Source organism: Mesorhizobium sp. (assembly GCF_017306585.1).
Lineage (GTDB): Bacteria > Pseudomonadota > Alphaproteobacteria > Rhizobiales > Rhizobiaceae > Mesorhizobium.
Map to the genome: position 1 here is coordinate 1 of NZ_JAFKIC010000311.1, position 1,052 is coordinate 1,052.

The window sequence follows — 1,052 nt, forward strand, 5'->3', positions numbered from 1 at the left end:
CGACGCGCACTTCGACGAAATGCGCGCACCAGGAGTGGCGGGAATAGTCGCCCTCGGTGTGCGGCAGCGACATGGCGATGGTGGTGTAGTTCTTGTAGCGGTCTTCCGCCGTCGAGTTGGCGGGCATGGTGTCGCCTGTGGCTTCGACGCTGTCGCGGCCGACGCTCTTGAGCAGTTCGGCGATGGAGACATCGGGGCCTTCGCCGCGCGGCGAGGCGACGCGGCCATTGGCGACGACCAGCGTGTTGGCCTGCAGCGCGTGGAAGGGCGAGCGCGGATCGTTGATCGCCAGCCCGACGAGTTCGTCGAGCGCCGAGGCGGCAGCCTTGTAAACCGCGCCGGTCATGACGCCAGCCAGACGGGAGCCGCCGGTGACGCCGGCGCGGGGAAAGCGGGAGTCGCCGAGCTTCACCACCACGTCGTCGGCGCTGACGCCGACCGTCTCGGCGGCGGTCTGCGCCAGGATCGTGTAGGTGCCCTGGCCCATGTCGATCGAGGAGCTTTCGACCTCGACCGAACCGTCGGCCAGGATGCGCACCCTGGCTTCGCCATAGGCGCGGCGTACCGGATAGGTGCCTGCGGCGACGCCCCAGCCGATAAGGTGGTTGCCGTCGCGCATGGAGCGTGGCTGCGGCGCGCGCCTTGCCCAGCCGAAGCGCTCGGCGCCCGCTGCAAAAGCCTCGCGCAACTGCCTGGTCGACCAGGCCTTTTTCGCGTGCGGGTCCCGCTCGGCATAGTTCCTCAGCCGGATTTCCAGCGGATCGATGCCGACCTCGTAGGCGAGTTCGTCGATGGCGCTCTCGATGCCGAAGGCGCTGGGGTTTTCGCCCGGCGCGCGCATGGCGCCCGGCACGACGGAATTGACGCGCACGACATTCTGCTTCGAGGAGAAGTTGGGCGTGGCGTACATGATCGAGGTGACCGAGCCGAGCGGTTCGACCCACATGCCGTCGATCGACGTCTCGTTGACGCCGCGATGCACGATCGACTGGATGCGCCCGTCATGATCGGCGCCGATGGTCACCGTCTGGCGGGTTGCGGCGCGGCCGCCA

The 1,052-nt window shown here is 68.4% G+C and carries 1 protein-coding gene; it reads right to left on the reverse strand.

Going from position 1 to position 1,052, the window contains the following annotated elements; translation table 11 throughout:
- On the reverse strand, nt 1-1,052 hold a 1,052-nt coding region (locus J0I79_RS33905; RefSeq protein WP_292870197.1), incomplete at both ends, for a molybdopterin cofactor-binding domain-containing protein.